The 14,207-nt window shown below is 47.3% G+C and carries 7 protein-coding genes; 4 read left to right on the forward strand and 3 right to left on the reverse strand.

Annotated elements, in window-relative coordinates; all coding sequences use genetic code 11:
- Positions 1-6: 6 nt before the first annotated feature.
- Positions 7-1,281, reverse strand: coding sequence for a serine hydroxymethyltransferase (gene glyA, locus AC6JAD_RS17165; RefSeq protein ID WP_461304009.1), 1,275 nt, complete (start codon positions 1,279-1,281; stop codon positions 7-9).
- A 104-nt stretch (positions 1,282-1,385) separates the two neighbouring features.
- Between glyA and fahA the strand changes: the two genes are divergently transcribed.
- The 3 genes from fahA to AC6JAD_RS17180 all read left to right on the forward strand — a co-directional run bounded on the left by fahA (position 1,386) and on the right by AC6JAD_RS17180 (position 10,105).
- Entirely contained in the window at positions 1,386-2,666 is a 1,281-nt protein-coding gene (gene fahA, locus AC6JAD_RS17170; RefSeq protein ID WP_461303723.1) for a fumarylacetoacetase, read from the forward strand.
- A 49-nt stretch (positions 2,667-2,715) separates the two neighbouring features.
- The gene (locus AC6JAD_RS17175) at positions 2,716-3,897 is read left to right on the forward strand and encodes a hypothetical protein (protein WP_461303722.1); all 1,182 of its coding nucleotides are present in this window, start codon (positions 2,716-2,718) and stop codon (positions 3,895-3,897) included.
- A gap of 151 nt (positions 3,898-4,048) precedes the next feature.
- Complete coding sequence (locus AC6JAD_RS17180; RefSeq protein WP_497865799.1) at positions 4,049-10,105, forward strand: FIDD domain-containing protein; 6,057 nt, start codon at positions 4,049-4,051, stop codon at positions 10,103-10,105.
- Between the two features lie 217 nt (positions 10,106-10,322).
- On the opposite strand, the gene AC6JAD_RS17185 is transcribed toward AC6JAD_RS17180, so the two are convergent.
- Positions 10,323-10,988, reverse strand: coding sequence for an NADase-type glycan-binding domain-containing protein (locus AC6JAD_RS17185; RefSeq protein WP_461305119.1), 666 nt, complete (start codon positions 10,986-10,988; stop codon positions 10,323-10,325).
- Positions 10,989-11,025: 37 nt separating this feature from the next.
- Positions 11,026-11,418, reverse strand: a complete 393-nt coding sequence (ytxJ, locus tag AC6JAD_RS17190) for a bacillithiol system redox-active protein YtxJ (protein ID WP_461305120.1) — start codon at positions 11,416-11,418, stop codon at positions 11,026-11,028.
- Between the two features lie 171 nt (positions 11,419-11,589).
- Here ytxJ and clpB point away from each other — a divergent pair, with 171 nt between their 5' ends.
- On the forward strand, positions 11,590-14,190 hold the full coding sequence (clpB, locus tag AC6JAD_RS17195) for an ATP-dependent chaperone ClpB (RefSeq protein WP_461305199.1): 2,601 nt from the start codon (positions 11,590-11,592) through the stop codon (positions 14,188-14,190).
- Positions 14,191-14,207 lie beyond the last annotated feature (17 nt).

Raw genomic sequence — 14,207 nt, forward strand, 5'->3', positions numbered from 1 at the left:
GTAGAATTAATTTTTAAACAAAGGTCTCCCGGCCATCATCTCATTCACTTTTCCCCCAATAGCCTCCAATTGTGCATCGTTTTCATGATTCATAATGGCCTCATCAATCAATTCAACAATTTGCAGCATATCGTTCTCCTCTAATCCACGGGTTGTAACCGCAGCAGTTCCAATTCGAATTCCACTGGTTACAAAGGGTGATTTATCATCAAACGGAACCATATTTTTGTTTACGGTAATATCTGCCTTTCCCAGGGCTTCTTCAGCCTGTTTACCAGAAAGGTCTTTATTTCTAAGATCGATAAGCATCATGTGGTTATCGGTACCTCCGCTAATGATCTTATATCCTTTATCTACAAACGCCTGTGCCATTACAGCTGCATTCTTTTTTACCTGAATCATGTAGTGCAGGAAATCATCGGTTAACGCTTCTCCAAAAGCTATGGCTTTTGCTGCAATTACATGCTCTAGTGGACCTCCCTGATTCCCTGGGAAAATTGCACTGTTCAACAGCATGGACATCTTTTTAAGATTACCATTTTTAAGTGTTAATCCGAAAGGGTTTTCAAAATCCTTACCTATCAATATGAGTCCACCCCTTGGGCCTCGTAGCGTCTTATGTGTAGTAGTTGTCACCACGTGACAATGTGGTATAGGATCGCTAATAATGCCTTTGGCAATAAGTCCGGCAGGATGTGCGATATCTGCCATGAGTATGGCTCCAACCTTATCGGCTATCTCACGAAATCTTTTATAGTCTATTTCGCGGGAATATGCAGAAGCCCCTGCAATGATCAATTTTGGTTGTTCCCTTATCGCTATTTCCTCAATAGTATCATAGTTTAAACGTCCTGTTTCTTCTTCTACCCCATAAAACACCGGTGTATACAGTAATCCTGAAAAATTAACAGGGGAACCATGGGTTAAGTGTCCTCCATGTGCAAGATCGAACCCCAAGAACTTATCGCCCGGCTTTAGGCAAGCCGCAAAAACCGCTGTGTTTGCTTGCGATCCACTATGTGGTTGCACATTGGCGTATTCGGCACCAAAAAGGGCTTTGGCACGGTCAATGGCAATTTGCTCTACTTCATCTACTACTTCACAACCTCCATAATACCTTTTTCCTGGATATCCCTCAGCGTATTTATTGGTCAACACAGATCCTTGGGCTTCCATGACTTGATCACTCACAAAATTCTCGGATGCGATCAATTCAAGACCATTTAATTGCCTCTCTTTTTCGGCTTCAATTAGTTCAAAAATTTGTTCGTCTTTTGGAATCATTTTTCTTACGTTAATTTCGAATCAAAAATAGTAAAAGCTTGGGGTTAGTTGCTCAGAAATTATATATTTGATTCACATATTTACTAACAAAAAATCGCACTATGCCACTTACCGCAAATGACCCCACTCGCAAATCATGGATCGATGTTCCTGAGAATAGCGATTTCCCTATACAAAACATCCCTTTTGGGGTATTTCTAACCCGTGATGACGTAATTACTATTGGCACCCGCATTGGGGATACTGCTATAGATTTGGGCGCTATGCACCAATTAGGATATTTCAAGGGAATTGATCTAACCGATGATATTTTCCTTCAGGATTCCTTGAACGACTTTATTGCAGACGGCCGTAAAACTTGGCGTTTGGTGCGCAATAGGATTTCAGACATTTTCCTACATACTTCCCCCGGATTGCGTGATGATAAAGAGCATAGAAAGAAAGTCCTTTTTAGGTTGGATGAAATTGAAATGCAATTGCCAGTAGATGTGGGTGATTATACCGACTTCTATGCCAGCAAAGAACATGCAACCAATGTGGGGTCCCTTTTTCGTGATCCCGAAAATGCCCTGCTCCCCAACTGGCTTCGAATTCCGATCGGCTACCATGGAAGAAGCTCTTCCATAATCCCCTCTGGAACACCTGTAAGAAGACCCGTAGGACAGACCAAGCCCGGCGATGATGGAGTCCCCGGTTTTGGACCTTCTAAATTATTGGACTTCGAATTGGAAATGGCATTCATTACCACAGCTACAAATCATTTGGGCAAACACGTCCCAATAGAGGAAGCCGAAGACAACATATTTGGTTTGGTACTCTTTAATGATTGGAGCGCAAGGGATATTCAAGCATGGGAATATGTACCTCTGGGACCATTCCTAGGAAAAAACTTTGCTTCCACAATTTCTCCATGGATCGTAACATTGGATGCATTGGAATCCTTTAGGGTCGAAGGGCCTGCACAAGACCCAAAACCCCTGCCCTATTTACAACAAACTGGGCCAAAAAATTTCGATATCCATCTACAGGCAATTATTCAGCCAGAAGGGGGTGAAGAAAACATAGTTGCAAAGTCCAATTTTAAATATATGTATTGGTCTATGGCGCAGCAATTGGCACATCATACAGTAAATGGCTGTAATGTTCGTAGTGGCGATATGATGGGAAGTGGAACTATTTCCGGTCCGACAAAAGATAGTTTTGGATCCATGCTCGAACTTACTTGGCGTGGACAAAATCCAATTGTTTTGAAAGATGGATCCGAAAGGAAGTTCATTAACGATAATGATACGGTTACCCTAAGGGGTTATTGCCAAAACGACGAAGTGAGAATTGGGTTTGGCAATTGCAGTGGTAAAGTCCTGCCTGCCAGAAAATTGTAACTTTGGCATAACCCTTGTATTTCCCTTATCATAACCAAACCCATTTGTTATGAGAACAACTATTACTTTAGTGTTGGCAGCTAGTATGCTATTGGGTTGTAATAGTGTAAAGCGCAACCAGAAATTTTTAGCGGAGGGCAATTATGACCAGGCCATATACTTGGCGGTCAAAAAGTTGAAGAAAGGAAAAATTTCTTCCAAAAATGATGTGCATATTGTTTTGCTCCAAGAAGCATTCGACAAAGCGGTAGATAACGATGAGCGTCGAATCAAGTTTTTGGAAAAGGACAATCAACCTTCAAATAGCAAAGAGATATTTTTCCGTTATCTCGATTTGGAAGAACGCCAAAATCTATTGCGTCCATTATTGCCATTAACAAACTCGGAAGGAAAGCAGGCACGGTTTAAATTAATGGATTATTCAGGTGATATTATTGAAGCCAAGGAAAACTATATAGCCTATAGCTACGATGAAGCTGCTCAATACTTGAATCGAAACACCACCCTCGATGCCCGTACCGCATATCACATCTATTGTGAAATAGAGGAATTACAGGAGAATTACAGGGACGTTAGAAGACTGAAGGAGGAATCCAGGTTTTTAGGTACCGATTTCGTTCACGTGGAACTCAGAAATAGAAGTGGACAGATTATTCCGGGAAGATTGGAAAGGGACCTTTTGGACTTCAATACCTATGATTTGGATGATTTTTGGACCCAATATCATGAAAAACAGCGGGGCGATATCGATTATCAGTTTGGTATCCGAATGAATTTTGAAGAAATAGCAATTTCACCAGAGCGTATTTCAGAAAAAGAATACCGTAGAAAGAAGAAGATTGAAGATGGTTGGAGATACCAATTGGACAGAGATGGTAATGTCATGAAAGATAGTTTGGGTAACGATATTAAAATTCCAAACTATATTACGGTTACAGCAAGGGTAATGTATACAACGCAGACGAAAAGTGTTTTGGTAGGTGGCGATGTTCATTACAGGAACCTAATGCAAGCAAGGGATATGGGAAGGCATCCTTTGGCAACAGAGTTTGTTTTTGAAAATGAGTTTGCCAAATTTCGAGGTGATGAAAGAGCACTTACAGACGAAGACCTAGAGTTTTTAGAGTACGATTTTATTCCCTTTCCAAGCAATGAACAAATGGTGTTGGATGCTGGAACCGACATAAAAATTCGGTTAAAAGACATACTGAAACAGAACTCATTGAGATAAAAAATCCCCTTTTTGGGGATTTTTTTTGTTTTGGCAAATATCTCATCGAAATCTCATGTTTTATTGAATTTTTTTTGATCTTCGGGCCTTTATCAAATAAAATCAATACATTTATTTGAAATCAACCATTTAATAATACCCTACTCTAGCTATGATAAAGAGACTAACCCTTCTATTTTTGGCGCTTGGTGCCATGCAACTAAGTGCGCAAAATGTAGATGTATTTCAGCAATTTAACGGAAGATATGATTTTATCGCTTTCGGTAACACACTTAATACCGAAGAGAATGGGGCGGGCGGCGCATGTGCCATTCTTACGGAAAGCAGTGCCGATTATAGTTTAGGACCCGGTGAAGCGTTTATTTCTGCACACCTTTATTGGTCCGGTTCCGGAACTGGAGATTTTAATGTAGAACTGAATGGACAAGAAGTAGTCGCACAACGAACTTTTAGTTTGACCGCAGGTACTGGACTGGATTATTTTTCAGCTTATGCCGACGTTTCGGATATCGTTGGTAATACAGGCCCAGGAACCTATACCCTTTCCGAATTGGATTTAACTGGAGTTATTGGCAATTACTGTGGTGGCGGTACGAATTATGGTGGATGGAGCATCATTGTGATCTTTCAGGATTTATCATTAACCCTGAACCAAATAAGCCTATTCGACGGTCTTGAATTTGTTTCGGCCAACAACCCTACTCTGGAAATTATTCTGAACAACATCGACGTAACTACAGAAGATTTGGCCAAAATTGGTTTCTTGGCATGGGAAGGAGACGCCGGTTTAGCAGTAAATGAAACATTGCTTATCAATGGAAACCTTATAAGCAATCCTCCACTAAATCCTGCGAATAATGCATTTAACGGAACCAATAGTTATACGGGATCTAATCAATTGTATAACATGGATATGGATGTGTACGACATTGAAGATGTGGTCACGCAAGGAGATACCAGTATTACAATAAACCTTACTTCTGGTCAGGATTTTGTAATGGTGAATAATATCATTACGAGCGTAAACTCCGAAATTCCAGATGCTACCATCGAAATTCAAAATGTAGGCGTCATTTGCGACAATAATGATTTAGATATTACTTACGTAGTATACAATACCAATAGTACGGCTCCACTACCAGCCAACACACCTATAGCGTTTTATGCAGATGCGGTCCTAGTGGGACAATCACAAACCAATAGCGAAATTCCTATTGGTGGATCAGAAGCTGGTGCTATCACCTTAAGTATTCCGTTGGCAACTCCAAATATTTTCAACTTGAGGGCAGTGGTAGATGATATTGGCGACGGTACTGGAATTGTTGCCGAAACCAATGAAGACAATAATGAATTTAGTATTGAGATTAATCAGACCGAATCTGATTTTTTCCTAGGTGATGATATTGTGGGCTGTGAAGGAACCCCAGTTATTTTAAATACAGGTATTGTAGATCAGAATTTTACGTTTGTTTGGTTCTTTAACGGTGTTCCAATCCCAGGTGAGGACGGTCCAACACTTTCTGTAACAGTTGCGGGTACCTATGCAGTTGAGGGCTCTAAGGGTCTTTGTTTCATTCAAGATGAGATAGATGTTAGCTTCTTACCTCCAGCTCCAATTAATTCCAATCCACCACCATTGGTTGTTTGTGATGCAGATAACGATGGATTTGCCGAGTTTACCTTAACGGATGCTGACGGTGTAATTACTGTGAATAATCCAGATTTGGTTGTAACATGGCATGGTACCCTTATCGATGCGCAGTTAGGACAACTACCTCTTACCAGTCCTTATACAAATGATGATATTTACTTGGACGAACCCATTACGGACCCCACAGATCCGCTCTATGGAACAGGTGGTGTATGGGCCTTGGTTGAAAGCACCATAAGTACGTGTTTTGAAATTGTTCCGATGGCCCTCGAAGTTAGGGATCGCCCAGTACCGACAGAACCAGCAGAACCATTGCGTTTGTGTGATGACGATGGGACTGAAGATGGATTCACCATTTTTGACTTAACCGTGGTTGAAATGGAAGTCTATGGAACACTTTCTACCTCTGAATACGATATTTACTATTATGAAGACGAGACCGAGGCAATTATAGCTGGGGATCTGGCCATAACAACACCAGACTTTTCACAAGCCATTGCTACTCCGGACAATTATTTCAATACCTCCAACCCTCAAACCATATACATTTTAATGGTGGGTAATGATACCAGTACAAGTCCGCCGAATCCAAATGGTGCCAGTGGATGTTACGATATCGTGGAACTGGAATTGATCGTAGATCCTTTACCTCCAGAAACAGGTCCATTCGAAATGATGCTGTGCGACGATGAGTTAAATGGCAGTGCCCCTGACGACGAAATTTCTACTTTCGATTTGACGACACAAAATGATGGCGCGACACTTGGAGACCCCACCCTTTCGGTTGAGTGGTTTGTAACATTGGCAGATGAGGCCATGGATAATCCCATACCCGATCCTACAATGTATCAAAATATCTCTACGCCGCAGACCGTGATCGGTCGTGTGACCACCGAATTTGGATGTAAGCGTATTGTTACCTTAACCCTTACGGTGCTTCCTAACCCTACCCCCAATGCGTTCCCCGACCCGTTGGAGCTTTGCGACGACGATGACGACGGTATCGTCGGCGGCTTTGTCCTTACGGACCGCGACGCCCAGATCATCAACGGCGAGCCGGATGTGAATGTACTGTACTACGAGACGCTGCAGGGCGCCATCGATGCGGTGGCCGGCACCGAGATCGTGAGCCCCTATACCAACATCACGCCCAATGTACAGGTGGTGTACGCACGGGTCACCCGTGACGTCCCCCCTGCCACCCTGGGGTGCTATTCGATCGTTGAGCTTACGCTTAACGTGATCGCCCTTCCTGACGTGCCTGACGGGGATTTCCAGGACCCTTTCCTTTCGTGCGACACTGACGGCAGCGGCCAGGCGGTCTTCGACCTTACGCTCCAGGACGCTTCGGTCCTTGGTGTTCAGGACGCCTCCGGCTTTGCCCCGATCACCTACCACACCCTTGAGGGCGACGCGCAGGCCGGGGTGAACGCGATCGACCCTGCGGACGCCTTCCCGAGCACGGGCCAGACGGTCTGGGTTCGCCTTGAGAGCCTTGTCACGGGCTGCGTCCGTGTGACGGCCTTCGAGCTGGTCGTTGGTGAGTTCCCTGCCATCGGCACGGGTGCCGACCTTTTCGAGTGCGACGACGAGGTGGGCGGCAGTACCCTTGACGACGGCCTTTCGACCTTCGACCTCACGCCCAACGGCCCGCTGATCGACCTTGGCGACGACACCCTTGTGGTGGAGTACTACGCCAGTGCTGCCGACCTTGCCGCGGGCATCCCCATAGCGGACCCCACGGCCTACCAGAACACGGCCTCCCCCCAGCAGGAGGTCTTCGCCACGGTGCGCAGCACCGAGGGCTGCACTGCCAGCAGCAGCTTTTTCATCAACGTGGAGCCCAACCCGGGCGCCATCGAGCCGGAGCCCCTGATCGCCTGCGACGACGACAACGACGGGTTCTTCAACGCCTTCGACCTTGCCTCCAAGGACGCCGAGATCGCCAACGGCGAGGCGGACGTCACGGTGAGCTACTACGAGACACTGGTGGACGCCCAGGTGGCGGACCCCGCGGATGTGCTGGTGAGCCCTTACTCCAACATAGTGCCCTTCAGCCAGGTGGTGTACGCACGGGTGGTGCGGGACACCCCCCCTGGGGTGAACCCCTGTTTCACGATCGTGGCCATGGAGCTGCGCGTGGAGCTGTTGCCCAACCCTCCGGACCCCGGGTCGTTCCTCTCCCCGATGGAGGTGTGCGATGACGACGGGGACGGTTTTGCGGTGTTCGACCTGACGCTCAACAGCGCCCCGGTGCTGGCCACCCAGGACAGCCCTGCCGACTTTCTGGAGGTGACCTATTACGAGAGCGCCCTCGATGCGGACCTTGGGACCAACGCGATCCCCCTCCCGGGCGCCTACACGAACCTTTCTAGCCCACAGACGGTCTGGGCCCGTGCCGAGAACGGCCTTACGGGCTGCTACCTTGCGACGCCCTTCGACCTGGTTGTGAACCCGCTGCCCGTGCTGGGCACCGGCCCCTTCGAGATGGCCGAGTGCGATGACGACCAGGGGGGCAGCACGCTGGACGACGGCATATCGACCTTCGACCTTACCCTGAACAACGACGCGATCACCGGGGGCAACGGCAGCTACTCCGTATCGTACTACCTGAGCGCCTCGGACCAGGATGCGGGGATCGCCATCGCGGACCCGACGTCCCACCGCAACGTGGACCCCGACGGGCAGCCGGTGAACCCACAGGACATATTCGTGAGCGTCTTCACGGGCCCCGGCTGCGAGGCCCGCACGGACCTGACCCTTAGGGTCCTCCCGAACCCTACCCCCAGCGAGCCCGAGCCCCTTGAGGTGTGCGACGGCGACGGGGACCCGGACATCGACGTATCGCCCTTCGACGGCCTCTCGGTGTTCGACCTGACGTCCAAGGACGACGAGATCATCAACGGTGAGCCCGACGTGGGCATACTGTACTACGAGGGCGCGGACCTTGCCGAGGTGGGCGACCCATTGGATGCCATAGCGGACCCCACGGCCTACCAGAACACGGTGCCGGGCGGCCAGGCGGTCTACGCCCGCGTGACCAGGGACGTCCCCCCCGGGGAGCTCCCCTGCTACACGGTGGTGGTACTGGAGCTGGTGGTCAACCCGCTGCCCGACGGCAGCGGTGATGTCAGCGACCTTGTGGCCTGCGAGTTCGCGGCCGACGGCGTTGCGGTGTTCGACCTGACCCAGCGGGACGCGGAGGCGCTCAACGGCCAGGACCCGCTGCTTTTCGGGGTGGCCTACTACCGTTCCCTGGCGGACGCCCAGTCGGGCGCCTCGCCGATACTGGACCCCTCGGCCTTTGCCAACGAGTCCAACCCACAGACGATCTACATCAGGGTGACCGACACGGCCACGGGCTGTTTCGCCGCGAGCCAGGAGGACCCCGACAGCGGGGAGGTGTCCCTGAGCTTCGACCTTGAGGTCAAGGAGGCGGCCACGGCCATGGAGCCCGCGCTGCCCTACGAGATATGCGACAACACCGGCGATAACGACGGTGTGGGCGCCTTTACCCTGCACAGCGACCCCGCCAGCCCGACGGAGCTCGACGGCGAGGCCGACGCGCTGGCGGCGGAGATACTTGCGGGCCAGGACCCGGCGGTCTACGTACTGACCTACCACGAGACGCTCGAGAACGCCGAGGCGGGGACCGATCCCCTTCCCGACGTGTACGCCAACGTGGTCAACCCCCAGGTGATCTACGCCCGGGTGACCAACCAGGCGGACCCTGAGGACCCCGACGCCTGTTTCGCCGTGGTGGAGGTACTGCTCTCTGTGGAGCGGCTCCCCACCGTGGAGCTCGAGGAGGAGTACAGGCTCTGCGTTGACAACGGGGTGGCCATCCCGGAGGAATCGGGCGACCCGTCCCCCCCGCTGATAGACACGGGCCTCGACCCGGCACTTTACATATTCTCATGGACGGTCAACGGGGAGGTGCTCCCCAATGCCGTTGAGCCCTTCCTGCTGGCCACCGAGGGCGGCAGCTACGAGGTGACCATCACCGAGGTGGAGTCGGGCTGCAGCACGACGGCCACCACCACGGTGGTACTGTCCTCCCCCCCACAGGAGTACACGGTGGACGTGACCAGCAACGCCTTCGACGGCGAGCACATGATCGAGGCCACCGCCACGGGCGAGGGCAGCTACGAGTACCAGCTCGACGACGGCCCCTTCGAGGGGGCGGGCGAGGTGGCCCATACCTTCACCGGCGTGGAGCCGGGGCCGCACACGGTGACCATACGGGACACCAACGGCTGCGGTAGCGTGACGGTCGAGGTGGGGGTGATAGACTACCCCAGGTTCGTGACCCCGAACCAGGACGGCTTCCACGACACATGGAACATCATAGGGATCGCCAGTGGCGACCCTACGGCAAAAATTTATATATTTGACCGCTTCGGTAAGCTTCTCAAGCAGATCAGCCCGTTGGGGCCGGGCTGGGACGGTACCTATAACGGGAACCCGCTGCCCTCGAGCGATTACTGGTTCAGGGTGGAGTACACAGAGGACGAGGCAAGGAAAGAGTTCACAGGGCACTTTACCCTAAAACGATAGCACAGGCCAACGCGCCCGAACGATAAAAAGCCCCCAGAAAGGGGGCTTTTTGGTTTGCCACGGGGCATTGGCCCCTAAAGGTCGATGCCCAGGGTCAACAGGAAATTGGAAAATACGGTATCCACCGCAGCGGTATCCGTTAAACCAACCGTATATAGGGATGGATTGCTGCCCTGTTCAGTTCTTGAATAAGCAACTTTTCGGGGATTTTTATGTTTTAATGAACTCCTACACCATCAAACATAAGTAAACTTAAAGCCGTGTCTTTGTATTTCGTTCCTTCATACACATCTTTAATTTCAAATTTTAAACGCAGGGTTCTATCATTAAAGAATTTTATCGTTTCAAATTCTACTGTCTGAATTTCAAAGGAATCTTTTAAATTAACTAGGAATTTAGGTTGATCGTTTACATATACGAGCAATTGTTTAATTCTCGCATTGTTTTCCCAAGTCAATCTATTTTTCTTGTATCCGTTGGCGATAATCAGTTTATTGATTCCTAAGTTAGTATTATAAATAGGAGCTTTATTAAAGTCAAATTGATATTCAATGTATTCACCAACACCATTGCCTTCAACACCTTCAACCCAAGCTGTTTTTTCATCAAAATCATGTGCATTTCCTGGTTCGTAATCTATTGCCCCGCTCCCTTTCAATTCCGAAGAAGCAGAAATAGTATCAACACTCCCTCCGCAATACCAACTACAACCTTTCAAAAACACAAGCTCCCCTAATGGCACAGGTTTACCATTTTCAATTGTATAGTCCTCATAATCGAAAAAATCAGCATCTTTTTCCTGTTTCGCTTCCAGTTCGATAATATCTTGTGCATAAGATAAAGAACATACACTAAAAAGAATTAAAGCGAGAAGTGTTTTCATAGCAACTGTATTTTACTAAAGGATAAACCTATGGTTGTCAAACAAAATTAACCAATTCTTCCGCCCGTATCCCATGATGGGAAGCATGGGCGACAGCGACCCCGTTTTTAATAACGATCAACTGAGGGCTTTGGTGCAACACCTGAAACTTAAAGCCTACCTCATCAGAAACATTTCTGTAAGCTAATAAATCTAGATAGTACAAATGCATCTGTTCGGGATCTACTTCATAGGTCCCTTCAAAATTCCGAAGTACCATTCGGCTAATACCACATCTCGTAGAGTGTTTAAAAATAGCTACCGGTCTTGTCTTTGATTCTTGGACAATCTGTGTAAGCTGCTCAACTGTAGTTAATGCTTTCCAAGGAAGCTGTTTTTCCTCTTTGTCGTGGTTTTCTTTACTCCCACTGAATAGACCAAATAGTCCCATAGCTTAAATTTTCGTCAAATATATAATATCTAATTACAACATATTCTTCGTAAAATGATAAAAAACCTTACAAAAACCGCCATTTTGGCGGATAAAAACCATCTAAAACGGTCAAAATGACTTGTTTTAAACATGGCCTGCATTTTGACCAATAACAACCAAAATGAACCTATGAACTTTAATAATTTTACTATAAAAAGTCAGGAAGCCATACAAGAAGCCCAACAATTGGCTCAAGGTTTCGGACATCAACAAATAGAGAACGAACACATACTCAAGGGAATCTTTATTGTCGATGAAAACGTAACACCTTTTTTGTTGAAAAAATTGGATGTTAATGTCGACCTTCTAAAGGAAGTGTTAGATAAACAATTGGAATCCTATCCAAAGGTTTCAGGCGGACAACTTATGTTATCCCAGAATGCAGGAAAAGCCATGAATGAGGCCAGTATTCAGGCCAAGAAAATGAACGATGAATATGTGTCGGTGGAGCACTTGCTGTTAGCCATCTTTAAATCGAAAAGCACCATAGCCCAAACACTAAAAGATCAAGGGGTTACGGAAAAAGCACTTCGAGCCGCCATAGAAGAACTGCGGAAAGGAGAAAATGTGACATCACAAAGCGCAGAAGACACCTATAACTCATTGAACAAATATTCCCGTAACCTAAATCAATTAGCCCGTGATGGTAAATTGGATCCAGTGATTGGTAGGGATGAAGAGATACGAAGGATCCTTCAAATTCTTTCACGTCGTACCAAGAACAATCCAATGCTGGTAGGTGAACCAGGAACTGGTAAGACGGCTATTGCAGAAGGTTTAGCTCATCGTATTATCGCTGGCGATGTTCCCGAAAACCTAAAGAGCAAAGAGGTCTTTTCATTAGATATGGGAGCTCTTATCGCAGGTGCAAAATTTAAAGGGGAATTCGAAGAACGATTAAAGGCTGTCATTAAGGAAGTGACCACCAGCGATGGTGATATCGTGTTGTTCATTGACGAGATCCACACCCTTGTAGGAGCTGGTGGTGGGCAAGGTGCTATGGATGCCGCAAATATTCTTAAACCAGCATTGGCTCGAGGCGAATTACGTGCTATAGGGGCAACTACCTTGGACGAGTACCAGAAGTACTTTGAAAAAGACAAGGCGCTAGAACGCCGTTTTCAAAAAGTCCTAGTGGATGAACCCGATACCGAAAGCGCTATTTCAATTTTGCGTGGAATTAAGGAGAAATACGAAACCCATCACAAGGTGCGCATAAAGGATGACGCCATTATAGCAGCAGTAGAACTATCGCAACGCTATATTACCAATCGCTTCTTACCGGACAAGGCCATTGACTTAATGGATGAGGCAGCTTCAAAACTGCGTATGGAGATCAATTCCAAACCGGAAGAACTAGATGTCCTGGATCGTAAGATTATGCAATTGGAAATCGAAATTGAAGCTATTAAAAGGGAAAAAGATTCGGATAAGTTAAAATCACTTGGTGCTGAGCTGGCCAACTTAAAAGAAGAGCGAAATGAACTTAATGCGAAGTGGAAGAGCGAAAAGGAAGTAGTCGAAAATATCCAGAATGCTAAAAAAGATATTGAAACCTTCAAGTTAGAGGCAGATCAAGCAGAACGCGATGGCGATTACGGCAAAGTGGCGGAGATTCGGTATGGAAAAATAAAGGACGCTCAGCAAGCACTGGAACAGTTTCAGGATGAGCTACAGAAACAACAGGGAACTGCCTTGATAAAAGAAGAAGTAACGCACGAAGATATTGCGGAAGTTGTCGCAAAGTGGACAGGGATTCCTGTTACCAAAATGCTGCAAAGTGAACGGGAAAAGCTACTTAATCTAGAAGCCGAACTACACAAAAGAGTGGTAGGACAACAGGAAGGAATAGTTGCTGTGAGTGATGCCATACGACGAAGTCGCGCAGGGTTGCAGGATGTGAAAAAACCCATTGGTTCTTTCTTATTCCTTGGAACTACCGGGGTTGGTAAAACGGAATTGGCCAAGGCTTTGGCGGAATATCTATTCGATGATGAGAATGCCATGACCCGGATCGATATGAGCGAATACCAAGAACGACACAGTGTGAGCAGATTGGTAGGTGCCCCCCCAGGATATGTGGGTTATGATGAAGGGGGACAGTTGACGGAAGCCGTTAGAAGGAAGCCCTATTCGGTGGTTTTATTGGATGAAATTGAAAAAGCACACCCAGATACTTTCAATATTTTGTTACAAGTACTGGATGAAGGACGACTAACAGATAATAAAGGGCGTGTTGCCGATTTCAAAAACACTATAATTATCATGACCAGTAACATGGGAAGCCATATCATACAAGAGAAATTTGAGACCATGAAGGATATGGATACAGCCATGGAAGCGGCCAAAGTAGAAGTGCTGGGAGTGTTAAAACAGGCTGTTCGACCAGAATTTTTGAACCGAATAGATGATATAATCATGTTTACGCCGTTATCAAAAGAAGACATTACCAGTATTGTGGGGCTTCAATTGAGAGGAGTGACCAAAATGTTGGCCAAACAGAACATAACCCTGGACGCAACACAAGAGGCTATTGCCTATTTGGCGGAGAAAGGATTCGATCCCCAATATGGAGCGCGACCAGTGAAACGGGTCATTCAAAGAGAAGTACTGAATGCACTTTCTAAGGAAATTCTTTCTGGAAAAGTAACCGTTGATAGTATCATTCTGCTGGACAACTTTGATGATCATTTAGTCTTTAGAAACCAAAATGATTTGGTAAACAATTAAAAGGGCGGAGGGTTCCC

The organism is Aureisphaera sp. (genome assembly GCF_059726885.1).